Source organism: Microcystis sp. M_QC_C_20170808_M9Col, assembly GCF_007095495.1.
GTDB lineage: Bacteria > Cyanobacteriota > Cyanobacteriia > Cyanobacteriales > Microcystaceae > Microcystis > Microcystis aeruginosa.
In genome coordinates this window covers 1-19,814 of sequence record NZ_SFBZ01000253.1, presented here as the reverse complement: position 1 = coordinate 19,814, position 19,814 = coordinate 1, and the positions used below count along the sequence as shown (strand labels likewise).

At 44.7% G+C, this 19,814-nt stretch carries 16 protein-coding genes and 1 other annotated feature; of the genes, 2 read left to right on the top strand and 14 right to left on the bottom strand.

The features are described 5' to 3' along the window. Positions 1-203: 203 nt before the first annotated feature. The 8 genes from EWV68_RS15275 to cobN form a co-directional block, all read right to left on the bottom strand. Positions 204-1,196: a 30S ribosomal protein S1 gene (locus EWV68_RS15275; protein WP_002781113.1), complete on the bottom strand. Its 993-nt coding sequence runs from the start codon at positions 1,194-1,196 to the stop codon at positions 204-206. A gap of 232 nt (positions 1,197-1,428) precedes the next feature. Next, entirely contained in the window at positions 1,429-1,944 is a 516-nt protein-coding gene (gene nrdR, locus EWV68_RS15270) for a transcriptional regulator NrdR (protein WP_002757126.1), read from the bottom strand. 127 nt (positions 1,945-2,071) lie between these two features. Further along, positions 2,072-2,167: a photosystem II reaction center protein T gene (locus EWV68_RS15265; RefSeq protein ID WP_071823417.1), complete on the bottom strand. Its 96-nt coding sequence runs from the start codon at positions 2,165-2,167 to the stop codon at positions 2,072-2,074. Between the two features lie 104 nt (positions 2,168-2,271). Beyond that, positions 2,272-2,664, bottom strand: coding sequence for a 50S ribosomal protein L7/L12 (rplL, locus tag EWV68_RS15260; RefSeq protein ID WP_061432023.1), 393 nt, complete (start codon positions 2,662-2,664; stop codon positions 2,272-2,274). A 43-nt stretch (positions 2,665-2,707) separates the two neighbouring features. Continuing rightward, on the bottom strand, positions 2,708-3,256 hold the full coding sequence (gene rplJ / locus EWV68_RS15255; RefSeq protein WP_002737633.1) for a 50S ribosomal protein L10: 549 nt from the start codon (positions 3,254-3,256) through the stop codon (positions 2,708-2,710). A gap of 99 nt (positions 3,257-3,355) precedes the next feature. Beyond that, positions 3,356-3,472, bottom strand: a sequence feature (ribosomal protein L10 leader region). 356 nt (positions 3,473-3,828) lie between these two features. Further along, on the bottom strand, positions 3,829-4,500 hold the full coding sequence (locus EWV68_RS15250; protein WP_081106798.1) for a DUF4276 family protein: 672 nt from the start codon (positions 4,498-4,500) through the stop codon (positions 3,829-3,831). Positions 4,501-4,504: 4 nt separating this feature from the next. Then, the gene (locus tag EWV68_RS15245; RefSeq protein ID WP_072319727.1) at positions 4,505-5,794 is read right to left on the bottom strand and encodes an AAA family ATPase; all 1,290 of its coding nucleotides are present in this window, start codon (positions 5,792-5,794) and stop codon (positions 4,505-4,507) included. Positions 5,795-6,067: 273 nt separating this feature from the next. After that, on the bottom strand, positions 6,068-9,709 hold the full coding sequence (gene cobN / locus EWV68_RS15240) for a cobaltochelatase subunit CobN (protein WP_287170299.1): 3,642 nt from the start codon (positions 9,707-9,709) through the stop codon (positions 6,068-6,070). A 429-nt stretch (positions 9,710-10,138) separates the two neighbouring features. Between cobN and EWV68_RS15235 the strand changes: the two genes are divergently transcribed. Beyond that, entirely contained in the window at positions 10,139-12,334 is a 2,196-nt protein-coding gene (locus EWV68_RS15235; RefSeq protein ID WP_287170298.1) for an ATP-binding protein, read from the top strand. Positions 12,335-12,507: 173 nt separating this feature from the next. Here EWV68_RS15235 and EWV68_RS15230 read toward each other — a convergent pair whose 3' ends face one another. The 3 genes from EWV68_RS15230 to EWV68_RS15220 all read right to left on the bottom strand — a co-directional run bounded on the left by EWV68_RS15230 (position 12,508) and on the right by EWV68_RS15220 (position 14,128). Then, on the bottom strand, positions 12,508-12,624 hold the full coding sequence (locus tag EWV68_RS15230) for a photosystem I reaction center subunit VIII (protein WP_004162778.1): 117 nt from the start codon (positions 12,622-12,624) through the stop codon (positions 12,508-12,510). A gap of 57 nt (positions 12,625-12,681) precedes the next feature. After that, on the bottom strand, positions 12,682-13,164 hold the full coding sequence (locus tag EWV68_RS15225; RefSeq protein ID WP_061432019.1) for a photosystem I reaction center protein subunit XI: 483 nt from the start codon (positions 13,162-13,164) through the stop codon (positions 12,682-12,684). Between the two features lie 553 nt (positions 13,165-13,717). Beyond that, positions 13,718-14,128, bottom strand: coding sequence for a universal stress protein (locus EWV68_RS15220; protein ID WP_061432018.1), 411 nt, complete (start codon positions 14,126-14,128; stop codon positions 13,718-13,720). 163 nt (positions 14,129-14,291) lie between these two features. Here EWV68_RS15220 and EWV68_RS15215 point away from each other — a divergent pair, with 163 nt between their 5' ends. After that, entirely contained in the window at positions 14,292-15,500 is a 1,209-nt protein-coding gene (locus EWV68_RS15215; protein WP_287170297.1) for a phosphoglycerate kinase, read from the top strand. 132 nt (positions 15,501-15,632) lie between these two features. Here the strand turns inward: EWV68_RS15215 and EWV68_RS15210 are convergent, their stop codons facing one another. From EWV68_RS15210 to zwf, 3 genes are all read right to left on the bottom strand, one after another. Beyond that, on the bottom strand, positions 15,633-16,217 hold the full coding sequence (locus EWV68_RS15210) for a Uma2 family endonuclease (protein ID WP_061432016.1): 585 nt from the start codon (positions 16,215-16,217) through the stop codon (positions 15,633-15,635). Positions 16,218-16,476: 259 nt separating this feature from the next. Then, positions 16,477-17,832: a glucose-6-phosphate dehydrogenase assembly protein OpcA gene (gene opcA, locus EWV68_RS15205; RefSeq protein WP_061432015.1), complete on the bottom strand. Its 1,356-nt coding sequence runs from the start codon at positions 17,830-17,832 to the stop codon at positions 16,477-16,479. 268 nt (positions 17,833-18,100) lie between these two features. Continuing rightward, entirely contained in the window at positions 18,101-19,630 is a 1,530-nt protein-coding gene (gene zwf, locus EWV68_RS15200) for a glucose-6-phosphate dehydrogenase (RefSeq protein ID WP_287170295.1), read from the bottom strand. Positions 19,631-19,814 lie beyond the last annotated feature (184 nt).

The window sequence follows — 19,814 nt, the reverse complement described above, 5'->3', positions numbered from 1 at the left end:
TTTCAGCTAAATTTATGAGTTGAGATAAGTTTTTTATGGGCAGATATTTTAAAACTGTCTCTTGAAGCTAATTATGATGATTATCTTGAAAAAAAATGATAATTAGACAGAAGTTCTCTTGTTCACATAGAGAACTTTATCTTCTTTTGTTTTCAAAATGAGAATTGCTGCTGACGACTGATAACTGATAACTGATAACTGACCTACTCCTCGGTGGCAGCGAGAACTAAATCTTCCTCCTCCAAGGCGGGAGGAACTTCGATTTCTGCGACTACTTCCGAGACAGTGCGGCCTTCCGCTTCCGCTAGACGTTTTTCTCGGTATTTAATCGCCATTTCTTCCGCTTTTTCAAACACTAACGGGCGATTTTTCAGCATATCTCCCGGTTCGGGTTCTAATTGTTTAGTCGAGAGGGAAATGCGACCTCTTTCGGCATCGAGATCGATAATCATCACTTTTAACTCATCATTGACATTGAAAACCGTGTGGGGGGTGTCAATGTGATCGTGAGAGATTTCGGAAATATGCAGTAAACCACTGACTCCACCGATATCGATGAAAGCACCGTAGGGCTTGATTCCGCGCACGGAACCGATTACCACCTGTCCCACGGCTAAACCGTTCATCTTGCGTTCCACTAAAGCGCGACGATGACTTAAAACCAGACGGTTGCGATCCTCATCCACTTCTAAAAACTTTAAGGGCAATTCCTGACCAACTAAATCCTCTTTCGCCTCTCTGGTGCTAATGTGAGAACCGGGGATAAAGCCGCGGAGACCTTCAATCCTGACTAATGCCCCACCACGGTTAGTGGCAAAAACATTTGATCGCACGGTAGCATCTTCTTTTTGCAATTGACGCACCCGTTCCCAAGCGCGCATATATTCAATGCGACGGATCGACAGGGTTAGCTGTCCATCTTCATTCTCGTCGGTAAGGATGAAAAATTCCCTGGTTTCGTTAGGTTGTAAAACTTCTTCGGGATTATCGACGCGGTTGATCGACATCTCCTGCACGGGGATAAAAGCGGCGGTTTTAGCACCGATATCGATGAGGGCCCCCCGGGGTTCCATGCTGAAAACAGTCCCGGCGACAACATCTCCCGGACTGAAATGATAATCGTATTTGTCTAGAAGGGCGGCAAAATCTTCATGGGTAAAGCCTATGTTTTTGTTTGCGGTTTTTTGGGTGGTCATGTACGTTGTTTGGGCCTCGGAATTTCCGTAGGTTTTTCCTCCTATGTGATGTACAGTTTCTAAATAAAGGAGATGCCTCCCAATTTAGTTCCTAGGCAGGGCCTAGGGGATGAACTGCCGCATCCGGCTTTCTTGCAGGCAATCCGCCTCAAGAATGACTCTTAAGAATCTAACCAGAGCTTGGGCTTTAAATAGCACAAGGGATCCTAATTATAACTGAATCGGGGACTATTTAAGATGAGGTGATCACGCTGGCTTCTTCCACTTGAGACCAAGAAGGATGAGCGCGTTCGATTTCGGAGGATTGCAGCAGCGCTAAAGCGGCGATAAAGTCTCTAATTCCCTGAAAATTGCCGTAAACCGAAGCAAAGCGCACATAGGCCACTTCCGATTCTTGCCGGAGGTATTCCAAGACTAATTGACCGATCTCCTGACTGGTTACCTCCCGTTTGGAGTCTTGCTGCAGACGGGATTCGATATCATTGACGATCGCCTCTAATCTTGAGGGGGGAATGCCGGTTTTTTCGCAGGCGCGGACGATACCCCGCAGCAGTTTGCAGCGATCAAAAGATTCCCGTTTACCATCTTTTTTAATCACCGTGATCGGCACGAATTCGATGCGCTCGTAGGTGGTGAAGCGATATTTACACTGTAAGCATTCACGACGACGACGAATGCTCTGACCGTTTTCGGAGGAACGGGACTCTAAAACGCGACTATCGGTATGCTGACAATTAGGACACTGCATAGGAGGCGCTCGGTGAGGGGAACCTTTAATTTAAGCCTTTAAATACGAAAACCAGAGCCGCTAACCTGCTTTTGACAAGCGGGCGGCTCAGGGAAGAAAATTATTAAGTTAAACGGAGTTAAGAAATTTACTTTTGAATCCGGGGAGGTTCCCGGAAGGCGATGGCGAAGAAAATTACCGCCAAGGCCATAGTTAAAACCAAGATGTAAGCGACGCTTTCCATGGTTGGACATCCTACAAGATTGCTATGACAATCCTATAGTATCAGGAAATGAGCTTTTCAGCTTGCCTGGGGATGTAATCTACATCCCCAGAATCAGTGGCGAGCTATTTAACGCTAACTTTTGCCCCGGCATCTTCCAGTTTTTTCTTGACGGTGGCGGCATCATCTTTGTTGGTGCCTTCTTTAACCGCTTTGGGAGCGGCTTCTACTAGGTCTTTCGCTTCTTTGAGTCCTAAACCAGTCAATTCGCGCACTACCTTGAGGATAGCAATTTTCTTGTCGGCGGGAACTTCTTCAAGAACGACGTTAAATTCGGTTTGTTCTTCCACAGCTTCAGCGGCGGCCGCGGGAGCAGCCCCGGGGGCAGCCATAATTATGCCACCGGCCGGAGCGGCGGCGCTAACTCCAAAGGTTTCTTCGATACCTTTGACTAATTCCGCAGCTTCTAAGAGGGTAAGAGTTTTGAGTTTTTCTAAGATTTCAGCTACAGCAGACATGGGTTAGACTCCTAATTGTTTTAAGTGATTGATTGGTGCGGTGTTAAGCCGCTTCTTTTTCTTCTTGACGGGCCACGGCATCGACGGCACGGGCCAAAGATGCGGGAACTTCGTTGATGCTGCGGGCCAGTTTGGTGGCAATGGCGTTGATTGCTCCAGCGGCCTGAGCGATTAACTGTTCTTTCGACGGTAAATCGGCGATCGCTTTGATCTGATCTTCCGTCAACAGTTGACCTTTGGTCCCTTCTTTGAGGACACCGCCGCGCAATTCGGTTTTTTTGCTTTCTTTTTTGAACTCTTGATAGGCCTTGAAAGCTCCACCGATATCCTCTTTTACGAGCAGAAAGGCGGATGTTCCCGATAAAAGGCTTTTCATCGGTTCCCAGCCACTATCTTCAGCGATCGCCAATCCCATCAAAGTATTTTTGGTGACTTTACAAATCGTTCCCGTGGGGCGCAATTTGCGGCGTAGATTGCTGATTTCGGCGACGGTTAAACCTTGATAGTCGATGACCATCGTTAATTGAGCTTCGCTAAGGGAGGTTTTTAATTCTTCTAGAATTACTCCCTTGCTTTCTCTGCTTCTCCCCATCCCTTGTTCACCTCCTGTATGCGGGGGACCTGTTCCAGAGGCGCAAAAATAACCCCTTGTAGCGCCGGGGTTGAGTGGAGAGAATCCAGTTCAGGCACGACCAAGATAGAAAATATCTCTCTTTAGTCTTTTTGGCTGCTGTTTTCTCGCTTTGACCTCGGCAGGGTATTTAAGCTGTTTCGCACCTGCTGTCTTTGGCTTAAGCCAGTTTCTTATTGTAACATTATTGCGGTATTTATGTCAAGCCCTGGGAAGGAGCGAACAATGCGATCGCATTTAAGACTGAATCCCTTGAGTATAGGCTACTTATCAGGACAGGCACTCATGCAAGAGGCAAAAGGGGGAATAATACTAAATCCGTTGAGTATAGGCTACATATCAGGACAGGCAATGGGCAATAGGCAATAGGCAAAAGAGGGAATAAATAATCAGTTTTTAATAACTGGATTGAGTATAAATAATCGGTCTTTAATAACTGGATTTAGGCTCACTGCTTACTGCTCACTATCGCCTATTCCCCGCTCTCGACGATTATTTTAAATGCCTAAAAGTTTAGCCTGAAAAAATATTACTTATCTTGATTCTTCCTGACTGAGATGACGTAGTTTATCCCGAAAATAGCCAAAGCTGGGCGATCGATTAATATCCACATTCATCTGAGGAGAAATATTTTCTGCCCAGACTGTTTTCTCTTGACCCACAGAAGCTCCACCTAACTTAGATAATTGTTTCGCTCCACCTCTGTATATAGCATCTGCCAGTTTTTCCCAAGTACCACAGATACTATCATTAATATAGGAATCCAAGATAGCACTTTTGGCATGGGGATAAGCAATTTTTATGGCATTAATATCACCTAAATACCAAGCTTCTCCTTCTTCAATAGCAATACAGAAGTAAATTTGGGATTTGATAGCAGATTTTTCCAGACAATTGCTTAATTCTTCTCGAAATTCCCGAAAACATCGATTATCCAGATCGCAAACCACAATCAGCACAGCAGCATAATTATCAGCGCAACTGGAAAAAGTTTTATCATATCCTTGAATCAGTTTAGGTAGTCGCTCAAGAAGAATCCGCTTACTAGGATCGGAAACAGACTGTAAGTCTCTGGGAATATGACCACTGCCTTTATAGGAATGAACCCTAAATGTATGACCTGCATTCATGTCAATAATCTTAAGAATTAGAATATCAAGTGCTTTTTTTCCCGACAAATCCTCGACCAAAATTTCAAAGTGCATGACCTTATCTCTCATCTAAGTAATCACTATACCAAAGACTACCAAGGGGCAATCCTTCTGAGACGAGATTCTTAATTAAAGGATTGTCACTGGCCCGTTTAATCCGAGAAAAACCATCATCACCCTTTTCCAGAATCCAAACTTCTTCTGGCTGGAGAGCATCAACAAAATAAGGTTGATGGGTGGTGATAAAAATTTGAGAACGTCCTCTCTGTCCTGTGGCGTGTTTTCTAAATTCTTGAGCCAAGGTTTCTAATAGTTTATGGTATAAGCCGTTTTCTGGCTCTTCAATACAGATAAATGGCGGTGGGGAAGGGTCTTCTAACAGTAAGAGATAGGCGAATACTTTTAAAGTACCATCGGACATTTGCTGTACATAAAATGGGTCTTGGAATCCCCGATCATTAAATTTTAATAGTAGTCGATTATCGGGACTTTTTTCTGTACTAATTTTTTCTATACCCGGTATCTTACGAGAAATACTATTAAGTATATTCTGAAATTTCTTGGAATGCTCTCTTTCCATAAACTGCACCACATTACCGAGATTATCTCCATGAATATTCAGATGTTTCTGGGGTCCGGCTAGGGGCAAACTTCTGGCCGCATCGGGAGTAAAATAGCTGAGATACCATCCCTCAATAAATCTCCGAAATAGGGAAATTCTCGGATGCTGTTTGAGAGAACCTAACGTAGCAATTCCTAGTTTGCGCTTATCATTCAGTTCCACTAACTCGGTTTCCTTGCTTTCCTCATCAGCTTCTCGTTGAATTTTTTCTATTAACTTAAGTAAATCAAAATGGTCTTGACCTTCTTCTACTTGTTTCCCTTCTTCTTCTCCTTTCCAAACGATTCCTTTCCCTTCATCGAGGAGTAAAAATGAAAAAGGCCATCCGGTCTTTTGACCTTTTCTTCTCTGTCTGAGTCTTTCTTTTTTTACATAAGGTCTATTATCGGTATCTAGATCAATAGCTAATTCATAGGTAATTGGTCGGGAATTGTAATCTTCTTTGTAATAAATCTGAAATTCAATGCTTCCTTCCTGACCCTGGGAACGAAGACGCTCAAACCCGCCCCGACCTCGCACATCACAAGCTTCTTCTACTCCTCCTTTAAGACAATCAGATAAAAAACCGAAGGCATCAAAAAGTGTGCTTTTTCCCACACCATTTTTGCCGATAACGGCCGTCATCGGTGTCAGAGAATCTCGATTTTGAGTATTCCATAACTTGCCCAGGGTTATATCCTTGAGCGCTCGATAATTTTTAATCCTCAATCCCTCAATTCCGGCCATTATTTAGTCCCGTTTCTCATTACTAAAGTAATCTGAGCAATTTCTCCCCGGAGAATATATAGTATAGACTGATTCTAGAGCGGTTATTAATAGAGTTCTTGCCTGATTAATTTTTGAGAGTTCAAAAATGAGAAAAATAGGCATAAAATTGCATAAAATCCTTAGATAGAGCATTTAATTGATTAATGCTCATTCTTAATTCTCCTGACTACTGACTACTGGCTACTGACTCCTCACCTAAGGTCAGATTTTTGATTTTTACAAGAGGTCTAATTACTGACCCGATTCGATCGCTCCTTCGGCCTCATGGACAATTGCCCTCAATTGATCTAAAGTTTTCTGGTCCACCTGAGTCCATAATCCCCGTTGTTGAGCCTCTAATAATCTTTCGGCCATGTCTCGCAATGCCCAGGGGTTTTTCTCCTGAATAAATTGTTGTACCTTGTCGTCAAATAAATAAGCTTCGGCTACTCCCTGATAGATAAAATCCTCCACCAGATGAGTAGTGGCAGAGTAGGCAAAAATATAATCTACGGTCGCAGCCATCTCGAAAGCACCTTTATAGCCGTGTCGCATCACTCCCGCTATCCATTTGGGGTTAACCACTCGCGAACGGTAAACGCGGCGAATTTCTTCCTCTAGGGTTCTGATGCGGGGATTTTCCGGTCGGGAATGATCACCAAAATAGGTGACGGGATTTTTGCCGGTTAAAGCCCGGACACTGGCAGTTAAGCCGCCTTGAAATTGATAGTAGTCATCGGAGTCGAAAATATCGTGTTCTCGATTGTCCTGATTGTGCAGCACTATCTCTAATTCTTGCAGTCTATTTCTCAATACTTCCGGTAAAGAATGGGCAGTTCCTTGACTATCATAGGCATAACAACTCCAGTTAATATAAGCATTAGCTAAGTCTTGATCATTTTGCCAGTTTTGTGACTCGATTAACCCCTGTAAACCAGCCCCATAAGCACCCGGTTTGCAGCCAAAGATTCTGGCAGTAGCTCTCAGTTTCGCCTCTTTTTCTCCTAAGCCCTGATTTAGCCAAAACTCCCTCTCTGTCTTGACTTTCGCCGCTAAAGGATTAATTTTTTCCTCTTCCTCTTGACAAGCTACCGCATTTATGCAAGAATTAAGAAGATGTAGTATGCTGGGGAAACTGTCCCTAAAAAAGCCGGATACCCGAACGGTCACATCAATACGAGGACGGCCTAAGCTAGACGGGGTAAGGATTTCAAACCCGACCACCCGACGGAAAAAACCATCCCAAAGGGGACGAATTCCCAGTAAAGCCATGGCTTCGGCCACATCTTCGCCACTATTTCTCATCGTCGAAGTTCCCCAGATAGAAATCGCCAAAGTGCGGGGATATTCGCCATTTTCTTGGGTATAACGTTCAATTAGTGCCTCTGCGGCCTTTCTTCCCACTTCCCACGCGGTTTCTGTGGGGATTGCGCGGGTATCGACAGAATAGAAATTTCTGCCGGTGGGGAGAACATCGGGACGGCCGCGGGTAGGAGCGCCGGAAGCACCACTGGGGACGTATTGGCCAGTGAGACCTTTTAAGAGATAGGTAAGTTCATCGGGGGTTTGTTTTAAAGCAGGAATTAACTGATTTTCTAGCCAAACCAATTCTTTTGCCGTATTTTCGCCTAGAGGTTCAATTTTCCGGCTAATTAAATCCTGAGCGAGACTTTCCAGATAGGTAGTAGTATCGTTATATTCCGTCAGGGGGTCGCAGTCGAGATGGAGGTCAAGGGCGATCGAACGGGTTAAACCGGGGCGGTCGGGACTAGGAGAACGAGCGATCGATTGAATTAAATCAATTAACTGCTGACCCTGGGGACATTGACCGAAGATATGTAAACCATCGCGGATTTGTGCTTCCTTGAGTTCACAGAGATAACCATCCACGACGGTGAGAAATTGACCAAAGGAAGCGCTGGTCGCAACGCGCTCGCTACGCGAGATCGTGCCTAGCTCTCGATCGAGATTAGTTTTCGCCACCAGATCGTTAATCCGCTCGCGAATCAGAGCTAAACGAGAAGGATCAAGAGATTCTGCCTGATAATATTCATCGATGAGAGACTCTAACTTTTCCCAATCCCCATACAATTCCGCTCGCGTCATCGGGGGAGTGAGATGGTCGATGATAACAGCTTGGGAACGTCTTTTAGCGCTGGAACCTTCTCCGGGGTCATTGACAATAAAAGGATAAAAATTCGGCAGCGACGAGAAAGCAATTTCGGGATAACAATAGGGAGAAAGAGCGAGACTTTTCCCTGGTAGCCATTCTAAATTGCCGTGTTTACCGAGATTAATTACAGCAGTGACTTGGAATTCCTGTCGTAACCAATGGTAAAAAGCGAGATAGCTGTGGGTAGGTTCGAGGTCGGGGGAATGATAATTAAGAGTCGGGTCAAGGTCATAACCGCGAGAAGGTTGAATACCGATAAAGACATTACCTAACTGGATGCCGGGGATAGGAAAATCCCTGTCTGGATATCCCCAACGGTCAAGCAGAGCGCTTTGATTATCGGGGGGAAGGGAGGAGAAATAATCTAGATATGCTTCTAGGGAGAGAGATTGATAGATAGGTTTTAATTCCCTTGTCTCCAGGTCATTAGTGATACCGGAAATCAGCAATCGCATTAATTCATCGCTATGGTCGGGTAGGTCGGTGAGGGTATAACCTTGGGTTTGTAATGCGCGAAGAATTTCCAAACCACTAGCGGGAGTATCTAAACCGACTCCGTTAGCGATACGACCATCCTTATTGGGATAGTTGGGGAAAATGAGAGCAATTTTTTTCTGGGAGTTGGGAAGGGAGGAGAGTTGACAATAGTTTGCGGTTAAATCAGCGACAAAATCAACCCGGTGGGGGAGGGGTTGATAGATAACTATTTCCGTTTCCAGTTTGGGATGTCGGGTGAGGACAGATTTAAAGGAAATAGCGCGGGTGATAATTTTGCCATCCATTTCCGGTAAAGCGATATTCATGGCCACATCCCGGGGGGAAAGACCTTGATAACCCTGTTGATAAGCTTCTAAACTGCTGCTGCTGAGGATAACTTGGAAGATGGGTTTATTGAGGGACTGCCAGAAGTGATGATTTTGTTTGTCTTCCGGTCGCTGGATAGAGAAGCTAGTGGTATCGAGAATTAGGTCTGGGGGATGCTGGGAAAAGAGGGTTAATAGTTCCTCTTGCACTTCAATTTCCCGGAGAGAGGAGAGAAAGATAGGGACAGTTTCAATGTTTCTTTGGGTGAAAGCGCTGATTAAAGCATCGATAGCTTTGGTATTACCCGCGAGATAATGGGAACGATAGAAAAGTATCCAAGTCCGTGCTTGGGGTTGGGATAGGGTTATCTGGGAATAGATTCCCAACCTAGGGACAACCCTAGGAGGAGAGGGAGGATAGTCGAGATGGAGACAGGTATGCGCGATAAATTTAGCAGCATTAATCCAGTTATCTATCCCTGCTTCCGTGAAATAGCACCATAACTGGTTAACAGTAGTCAGGGAAGCAGTGGAATGACTCATCAACTCTAAATCTGGTTTATCCTCTCCTGGGAGGACAAATAAAGTGGCACCGGTTTCCTCGACAATTTCCTTAACTACTTCCAATCCGTAGGACCAACTCCCCCGTCCCCCCAATAAGCGAAGAATAATCACTCTTGCTTGGGATAGTACCTTGTCCCCATAGTTATCGATACTGTATTGCTGCTGTAACTGGGATAAATTCAGGGCGCGAATTGCGGGAAAATTATCGGGTAGATGGTCGATAGCTGCCGCTAGAGTTTGAATATCGGTATCGGCCATGGTGAGGAGAACAATCGGGGCCGGATTTTGGTCAATAATAATCACCCCTTCGGTATCTGCTGTCCAACCACCCGCTTGGGGAGCAATTCGGTGCATAAGTTTTGAGAGTCAGGTTAAATAATGATTAGGTTTTGAGAATTAGGGTCTCGATCGAGGGATCATTCTTAGGTAGATAGAGATGATTATATCTGTCTGCGGCAATTTAAAGAACAGGCAATAGGGATTAGGGAATAGTAGGGGATAGGGATTAAGAAAACTTCACCAAAACCCAAACCCCCATCCCCTTACTGATGACTGGGGTGTGGGTAAGTGGAAAGTGGGGAAGTGGGAAGTGGGAAGTGGAAAGTGGGGAAGTGGGAAGTGGGAAGTGGGAAGTGGGGAAGTGGGGGAATTTCAACTAAAACCCCAAAACCCTAACACCCTATCACCCTATCACCCTATCACCCTATCTCCTCCTGCCTTCTGATAACTGATAACTGATAACTGATAACTGATAACTGATAACTGATAACTGATAACTGATAAATGAATGCTTCTCCCGCTTATGTTTGCTGTCAAGTGTTGTCATCTACTCACCTCGAACAAATTCGTTCTTGGTGGGGACAGTTGGCAATACAGGTGACAGCACCGAGGATTAGTCTAAGTGAAAGAGATCTGCCCCCACAGACAGGAGAAATCTATCAACTCTTGCTTTCCACTGACCTACAAGCTTTATTGTTAGCCAGTCCTCAAGGGAATAATTTTCAGTACGAAGTCCGCATTAGTTTTGAAGCGAACACGATTAAAAATTTTCTGCAAGGACTGGCTGTCAAGTCTCTCCACAACCCAAAAATTCAGCAGGGTTATCAAATTTTAAATCTGCCTCTATCCATTAATGTCAGCAGTTTTCAAAATAAAATTTTAGTCAAAATTCTCTCGATAATTTCTTCTCCGTCTGCTGATAGAGATTGTTCCCGCATCTTCTCCGTTTGTCAACCGGTAGAAGCTGCCCTATCCCAACAAATCCAACAGGAAAGATTATTAAACCAAGTCATCACCCAAATGCGTCAGAGTCTGGAGTTACCGGTGATTCTGGAAACCGTAGTCAGGGAAGTGCGAGAGTTTCTGCGAGTGGACCGATTGTTAATTTATCAATTTTTCCCCAGTACCGGTGAGGTAAAGGGAAAAATAACTTCCGAGTCGCGCATTTCTGACCAGATAAATTCGGTGTTAAATTTAACCCCCGAAGACGATTGTTTTTCCTATATTCCCCAATACAAAGAAAAGTACCGTCAAGGATTAATTCTGGCCGTGGATGATGTGGATGTTAACTATTCTTCTTCCTTCTGTTTGTCGGAATTTTTGCGACAAAACCAAGTGCGATCAAAATTAATCGCCCCCATTGTGGTACAAGAAGAATTATGGGGTTTATTAATTGCCCATCAATGTCAAGAAAAACGCCAATGGTTGCCGCAAGAAAAGAAATTTTTAGGTCAGATTGGTGAACATCTCGCCATCGCTATCTATCAAGCGCAATTATATTCTCAAGTACAGGAACAAAAAGATATTTTTGAACGCCGGGTAATAGAAAGAACCCAAGAATTACAAGATACTTTAATGGCCGCAGAAGCCGCTAACCTCTGCAAAAGTGAATTTTTAAATAATATTAGTCATGAGTTATTAACTCCCCTAACTTGTATTATCGGTTTGTCCAGTACCCTGCAAAAATGCTCGGCAGCCAATAATTTTTTACCCCCCGACAAACAAAAAAACTATCTAAAAGTTATTCAGGATAACGGCAATAAACTATTAGAATTAATCAATGACTTGCTTAATTTCTCGCAAGTTTCGGCAGGAAAAGCCGTTTTAGATATTAAACAATTTTCGCTCAAATATCTCTGTAACCATGTTTTAGAAATTATTAAAACAGAGGCAGAAACTAAAGAAATTAATCTGATTTTAGAGATGAAAATTACCGAAAAAGAGCATTATTTTTACGCCGATTATGATCGAGTTCAGCAGATACTTTTATACTTGTTAAAAAATGCCCTAAAATTTACCCCCGAACAGGGCGCTGTCACACTGAGACTGTGGAAAGAAGGCAGTCAGGTCATTTTTCAGGTAGAGGACACGGGCATCGGCATTCCTGCTCAAAAAATACCGCTTCTGTTTGAAAAATTTACCCAATTGGATGGCTCCCGCAAACGTCGTTATGGTGGTGTAGGATTAGGATTGGCTTTAACTAAACAATTAGTGGAACTCCATCGCGGCACGATCGAGGTAGAATCTTGCTTAGATAAAGGTTCCATCTTTACCGTCCGTTTACCTCAACAAAAGCCCCCCAAACCCCAACCCTCGGATAATAATCCCCATTTTAATCACCACCATCCCACTATAGTGTTGATTGAAAGTGACGAAGAAATCGCCAATCTTATTTGTGAGTTATTGATGGTGGCACATTATCAAGTTATTTGGTTAATCGATAGTGTCTCCGCTATCAAAAAAATTGAGATCGTGCAGCCAAGTATTATAATTGTCGATCAAAAAATGCCAGATATATATCATCTCTGTCATCTTTTAAAAAAATCCCGCCAAACTCAAGCCAGTAAAGTGCTAATCTTGAATGATACCCCTGAAATCAGCGTTAATTTTCTCGGTCGTCATGGCATTGACGACTATCTCCTCAAACCCATTCAACCCTCCCTATTGTTGGAAAAAATCCGCTATCTAACCGCTTTATAAGTAGGGTTTGCGGCAAAAAGTTTTTCGGTGGGGGTAGGGGTGTGGGGTGTAGGGTGTGGGGTGTAGGGTTTTACCCATTTTCATCTTCTTTTTTCCTCAGAAAATAGAGCTTGAAAACTAACTATCAAATAGCTAATTTTCAAGCTCTTAATTGTAGGAATCCTAGAGCTAAATTAGGATTCACTCTCGATATAGATAAATAACAAACCCATAACCACGGCTGGCATTAACCAACAGACGATCGGGATTAAAATCCAAGGCAGATAAGAAGCTGCGTAGTCACCAGTCATGTCAAACGCTCCTAGTAAAAAAATAAGGAAATGATAATCAGGTAGAAAAAGGGTTAATTATTGATTAAAAACCCCGCGCATGATGCCATCAACGACACCAAGATTTTCTAGGAGGAAATAGGCCACAAAAGCGCCACCCATACCACCGATAAAGAAACCGGCGGCGAATTGACTCCAACCCTCGGAGGATTTCAGCGGATCACCAGTAGCGGCCTTACCTTGGAAAGAGACAAGACCATAACTAGCTAAACAACCCGTAGCCAAGAGAACCATGGCTAAAGCGGGGATTAAGCCGCCGATATTGGCATATTCGGAGTCTCTCAAGGGGCCCAGGACGACCCAGGGACCACCGAGGAAATAACCGTGGGCCATACCCACTTCTAGACCGCGCAGAATCGGGGCTAGACCGGGACGATAGGCAGGTAAGTTACCAATAAAAGCTTTGGTAAAACCAGAAGCGGAAATGGGGGTAGCTAGATGACCAATGAACGGATCATCATTGTAGGGTGTCACCACCTGTTTGTATCCAGTTTCAGCCATTGTGTTTGAGTTCTCCTTTTTCCGATCAACGGGAAAATTGATCATAAAACTTTAAGATTACACTTTAGGCCTAAGAATTACTTCAAGCAACCCCATCGATCGAGTTTTCAAGGGTTGACGGCTGAAACTCTCACAATTCGTTACATTTCTCTTGGGAGAAGGGAGTGGGGAGGTGGGGGAGTGGGGAGCTTTGTTTCAGTGTTGCCAAAGGCACGGCGTAGCCGTCCAGTAAACAGTAAACAGTAATCAGTGAACTGAAAACTCACATCTGATACTAAATCCGTTGAGTATAGGCTACATATCAGGATAGGCAAGAGGCAAGGGGCAAGGGGCAAAAGGAGGAATAGATAATCAGTCTTTAATAACTGGATTTAGTATGATATAGCGTTTTTCAGTCTGCTGAGCTACAAAAGTTATGGGTTTTAGGCACTCATGCACTCATGCAAGAGGCAAAAGGGAAGAAAAATAGGTGTACCTCACTAGCTTAGGAAACGCTATAACTGCTCACTGATAACTGCTCACTGATAACTGCTCACTGATAACTGCTCACTGATTAAGGGATAATCAACACTGGACAGGGGGCAAGGTTAATAACTTTGGTGGTGACGCTTTCGGACACGCCTTCGCTGGTTAATCCTAAACCGCGACAACCCATAACGATCAGGTCGGCATTAACTTCATCGGCCACATCACAGATGACAAAAGAAGGCATTCCCTCCCTTTCAATCATTTCCGCATTGATGCCAGCTTGGGCGAAAATCGCCCGCGCCGATTGTAACAATCTATCCACCGCTTCGATCGAACTCATCTTATCGTCGGGGGCAATTTCTCCGGTGGGTATCGTTTCCACCACCGACAACAGGACCAAACGACTGTCAAAGATTTTGACTAATTCGATCACACTACTGGTCGCGTCACGACTTTCGCGGCTGTGGTCGATGGGAAATAAAATCGTCTCAAACATAATTAGCAAGTCTCTCCAATCAAATTTTTCTGGGAAAATCAGTCTTAGAACTGCAAAACTGATCCCCAAATCTGAAATAATCTTTGTCAAAGTAATTGCCGCAAGTAGCGATACCCTGATTTAATCTTTATTGTACGGTAAGCAATCTAGGAGGTTATGGGCTGTGCCAAAAAAAACAGTAGCGAATTTAACAGAGGCTGATTTAGCGGGCAAACGGGTCTTAGTCCGGGTCGATTTTAACGTTCCCATGGACAAAGCCACTGGGGCAATCAGCGATGATACCCGCATTCGGGCGGCACTACCAACCATTGAGGATTTAATCAAAAAAGGGGCTAAGGTTATTTTATGCAGCCACATGGGTCGCCCCGACGGTCAAGTTAAAGAAAATTTGCGTCTGACCCCTGTAGCTAAACGTCTCTCGGAATTATTGGGCCAAGAAGTAATCATGTGTCCCGATTGTATTGGTGAGGGAGTGACGGCAGCGATTAGCCAAATGTCTAACGGTCAAGTGTCCCTTTTAGAAAATCTGCGTTTCCACGGTGAAGAGGAGGCAAATGATCCCGATTTTGCCAAAAAATTAGCCGCTAATGCCGATTTATACGTTAATGATGCTTTTGGTACCGCCCACCGCGCCCACGCTTCCACGGAAGGCGTTACCCACTATCTCAGCCCCTCGGTGGCGGGTTATTTGATTGAAAAAGAGTTAAACTACCTACAAGCAGCTATTGAAACTCCCCAACGTCCCCTAGCGGCGATTATCGGCGGTTCTAAAGTTTCTAGTAAAATTGGCGTGATCGAAACTCTATTAGAAAAGTGCGATAAACTGCTCATCGGTGGCGGTATGATCTTTACTTTCTACAAGGCCCGCGGTTTAAGTGTTGGTAAGTCTTTGGTGGAAGAAGACAAACTGGAATTAGCTAAATCCCTGGAAGCGAAAGCTAAAGAAAAAGGAGTGGAATTCCTCCTTCCTACCGATGTGGTGTTAGCGGATAAATTCGATAAAGATGCCAATTCCCAAATCGTCAAGGTCGAAAATATTCCCGATGGTTGGATGGGATTGGATATCGGACCTGAATCAGTTAAAGTTTTCCAAGAAGCTTTATCTAACTGTAAATCTGTCCTCTGGAATGGCCCGATGGGGGTGTTCGAGTTCGATAAATTTGCGGCGGGTACAGATGCGATCGCTCACACTTTAGCCGATTTAACTGCTACAGGTACAACTACCATTATCGGTGGTGGTGACTCGGTAGCGGCGGTGGAAAAAGTGGGAGTGGCGGAAAAAATGAGCCATATTTCCACCGGTGGTGGCGCTAGTTTGGAATTACTCGAAGGGAAGGTTTTACCCGGTATTGCCGCTCTCGATGAGGCCTAATTATCGCTAATATCTCAGGTTTAAACAAGGTGGGTGTTGCCCCACCTTTTTTTATGAATTAGGGAGTGGGTTTTTAAAGTTGGATTGGGAGTTGATCATACCAGGACTTTTGCGGCAAAAATAGTTGAATCATTAGGATACTTCAATCGCGGTAAAATCGACACGCTGATATAAATCTGTCAGGGATATTTGAAAATCTAGAGAAAACAAAGTTAAAATCGCTTCTTGGCTGTGATAATCCCGGAATGCCCAATGATCGCCTCTTTTATGAAACTGTTCTATATAATAACCATATTGGTCGATTAAAATATATTCTTCAAAACTATTAAGAGAGCGATAAAATTTAAACTTATCACCCCGATTATAGTCTTGAGTAGATTTTGATAAAACCTCGATAATAACCTGTGGATTGGTAATCGTATCGGTGCGTCCTCTTTCAAGAATTGGTTCCCCCTTAACGATCATAATATCGGGATAGGTGTACATATTATAGGCGGGTATGGCCAAGCGTAGATCGTTGATAAATATATCATAGGCTTGATTCTGGATAGTTAAGGGAAATTTTCTACAGAAATTCAAGGCAATGCGATTATGGTTAGGAGTTCCCCCAGTCATAATAATAATTTCTCCATCTCGATACTCGTGTCTGTCGGTGGCAGTTTCCTCTAGTTGAAAGTATTCTGCGACTGTGTAGCGTTTCTCAGTGGTTGCGACCATATTGCCCCCTTGAAAGCAAAGCTCTGTCTTTATGATAACCTGTTTTCTGAAAAGGTAAGTAGCTGGTTATAATTAAATTAAAAATGGATTTTAGGTTCGATCCCCCCTGCCCCCCTTGATAAGGGGGGTGTCTGATAATTTTTAACGCCTACCTACTTATAATTATCGGTTTTAATCAGGTGCTGACTGCCGGATAAATATCGAGAGACCTTGTTAACAAGGTCTCTCGAAAGTGGGTGGGATTATTGTTGCTAATTTGTTAATCCGGTTGGGATAATTTGAGGATAGCGCTAGTGACTTTCATGCTTTCTTGATAAAGCACATCTTGGCCCCAACGCTGTAACTGTTTACCTAGCAGAGTTTCTGTTTTTTGGTCTTCCAGATGGGACACTTGTTCAACGCGGCAAGATTGGGCCCCTCCCGAAGCTTCCATCCGCATACAGCCGGTAGTTCCCGAACAAATTACCGTGCAACAATCGGCCTGAAGATTAGTAGAACTGAGTTTAATACTAATCAGGTCCCCTTGTACCTCACCCCAATCGGCCACGGGAATACCGGCTAATTCCGCCTCAATTAAACGCTGGTCCTGACCGAGGAAGCTAATCCGATGAATAGCGTAATCTCCCGACCGGTGACTATATCCCACCGGTCGCCATTGTAACCGGCTGGCCATCCAACCGAGGAACATAAAAGCTTGGCAAGGATTGCCCTTTTCGTAATCAATAGTAATGCGATCGACTTCCAGAATAGCATCCCGGCGCTCCGGTGGATCAAAAGCCTCGGCGGTTAGTTCTTGCCAGGGAGCGAGACGACTCCAGTTCAGGTCAGCTAATGGCACATCTGTGGCTAATAAATCCCCCACTTGCAGCAGTTCCGTTTCCGGTTCCCGAAAAGTGCTGGAATCGACGATAATCGTATCACATTGACTGGCCAGACGCTTAAATAGTCCATATTCCGCATCGGGACTGGCTTTCCACCAGAGAAATTTGGGCAAACTGGGAATAGTTAACTCGGAAATAATGCCGCCAATTCGTTCCAAAGCTTCCGCCGTACCGCTTAAAGTGACGTATTCACAGCAAACTAAAGTGTTCTGACTACGTTTGTTAACGGGACAATAGGCAGAAACAGAGGCTTTTACCCCTTCATCGGCCTCGGCGGTGGGACAGAGGGTAATAATGCGACAGGGATTGGAAGCAGCGATCGCATCTGCCACTCCAATCGCATCCAAATCGGCGGCGTATTGACGATGATTAGCCCCATCCTCGGCGTTTTTTTCCGCTTCCCAGGCCGCCCTTAACCGAGCGACAAATTCATCGCTAGAAAGCCCAGTTACTTCTAGTTCTAGGTCCTTCTGGGCGACTTTGATGGCGGCGTGAGTCCGCGGACCGGCAATACCATCAATCGGGCCGGTGTAATAGCCGAGAAGGGTTAACAATTCCTGTACCGCATCGGGTTCATAGACAATAAAGCTAAAGGTGGTGGCCCGGGTGGCGGCCATACCATCCTCATTATTATTATAGGATTGCCAGATATCGCGCAGTTCCTGCTCGATCACATCGATGGAAACATCTTTCGGTGCTTGCAGGGAGACAATGGGGGGGCTTTGGGTAGTCATGTCAGTTATCAGTTATCAGTTATCAGTTATCAGTTACCAGTTAAGTAGGGAGGCACAATTATTTGTAGGATGGGTTAGCGGTAGCGTAACCCATGCGGGCGTTGGGTTTCATGCTTCAACCCAACCTACGTTCATCTTATATTTAATTTCACCCACCCACTTATCAGTTATCAGTGATTCAGTTACCAGTTATCAGAGGTGAGTTATCAGTTATCAGATGTGAGTTTTTAGTTTACTGTTTACTGATTACTGATTACTGTTCACTGTATTAGAGTCGTCGCCAACGACGGCCATCGCGGTTAAGGAGAAATTCCGCTTCTGTGGGTTCCCAGGTACCCGCTTCGTATTGGGGTACGGAGGCGGGATCGGCGGGAGCGTCCCAAGCGGCGAGAGCGGGAGTAACGATGCGCCATGCTTCTTCTACCTCGTCAGAACGGGTAAATAGGGTTTGATCTCCCAGCATAGCGTCTAAAAGTAGGCGATTATAGGCATCGGCACTGGTGACACCGAAGGAGGAACCATAACTAAAGTCCATTTCTACCGTGCGTGTGCGTAATTCTGACCCCGGCATTTTTGCCTCAAAACGGAGGGCAATACCTTCGTTAGGCTGAATCCGCATACTCAGTACATTTGCATTAGTTTGTTGAGCCGCCGATTGGAAGATTAATAACGGCACATGGCGGAATTGGATGGCAATCTCGGAAACTTTTTTGGGCAGACGTTTACCGGTACGCAGATAGAAAGGGACACCCTGCCAACGCCAGTTATCGACGATTAATTTCATGGCCACATAGGTGGGAGTGGTCGATTCCGGATTAACCCCCGGTTCTTGCCGATAGCCCGGAATGGGTTTTCCTTTCATCCAACCGGCTTTATACTGGCCGCGGATGGCGGATTTTTCTAGGTTATTAATATCGGCCAGGTGAGTCGCTTGCAGGACTTTGACTTTTTCGCCGCGGACACTATCAGCGTTAATAGCGTTGGGTGCTTCCATCGCCGTTAAGCAGAATAACTGCATCAGGTGATTTTGCACCATATCGCGCAAAGCTCCCGATTTTTCGTAATATCCGGCCCGCTCCTCCACTCCCACGGTTTCGGCCACGGTAATCTGGACGTGATCGATAAATTGACGATTCCAGAGGGGTTCAAAGATAGCGTTAGCAAATCGGAACACCAATAAGTTTTGGACGGTTTCCTTGCCTAAATAGTGGTCAATGCGATAAACTTGGTTCTCCTGACAAACCTCTTGTACGACTCGATTGAGAACTTGGGCAGAACTGAGATCTTTGCCAAAGGGTTTTTCGATCACTAACCGGTGTTTAATTGGGTCTTTCAGCATTCCAGCCGCGCCAAGGTTTTTAAGACCGGGAGGGAAGAAATTAGGAGAAACCGCTAGATAAAAGACTCGATTGCCACGGGTTCCCCGGATTCCGTCTAATTCTTCCAGAAAAACTTTCATTTTGGCGTAACTTTCCGGATCGTCCATGTTGCCGGGGAAATAGTACAACCCTTGGGCGAAGTCTTGCCAATATTCCTCACTGCCAATCCCGTCGGAAAATTCTTCGATGCCTTGGCGCATCTGTTGGCGAAAATAATCATGACTCCACTCTCGGCGCGCTGTACCAACGATGGTTAATTCGGCCGGTAGTCGTCTTTCCCGTTTCAGTTGATAGAGAGCAGGAACCAGTTTTCTTTGGGTTAAGTCTCCCGATGCCCCAAAAATGACTAAAATTAGGGGTTCTGGGGTTCTTTCTTGTCGCAATCCCACTCGGAGAGGATTTTCGAGCAGCTTTACCATAGGATTTTGTCTAGCCGAGGTGCATTATTTTCCAGTCTAGCGAAAATACTCGACGGGATACCTAAATTGACGCTCCCATCGCACTAAGCGCTTCGGGATTCCCTGTTCATCCAGTTACCTTATCTACTAAGCTTTCACCTAATAGACAGTGGGTAGTCTGTCCGAGGGCTTGAATTTCTGTCCG